2 tRNA genes are annotated in these 265 nt (G+C 49.1%); both read left to right on the forward strand.

Annotated elements, in window-relative coordinates:
• Window positions 1–45: 45 nt before the first annotated feature.
• Window positions 46–122, forward strand: a tRNA-Ile gene (locus tag MD535_RS26030).
• Between the two features lie 39 nt (window positions 123–161).
• Window positions 162–237, forward strand: a tRNA-Ala gene (locus MD535_RS26035).
• Window positions 238–265 lie beyond the last annotated feature (28 nt).

Below are 265 nucleotides of genomic sequence, written 5' to 3' on the forward strand. Positions count from 1 at the left end.
GTTCACACAGATTGATTAGGTTTATAAAGTAAAAGAGACGATATTGGGTCTGTAGCTCAGCTGGTTAGAGCGCTCGCCTGATAAGCGGGAGGTCGGTGGTTCAAGTCCACTCAGACCCACCACTATCTCCTTAGGAGATACGGTACGATATCGACACAGATGGGGCTATAGCTCAGCTGGGAGAGCGCCTGCCTTGCACGCAGGAGGTCTGCGGTTCGATCCCGCATAGCTCCACCATCTTTAAGTATTTTCTTTAAATAGAAAG

Source organism: Vibrio qingdaonensis (genome assembly GCF_026191675.1).
GTDB lineage: Bacteria > Pseudomonadota > Gammaproteobacteria > Enterobacterales > Vibrionaceae > Vibrio > Vibrio qingdaonensis.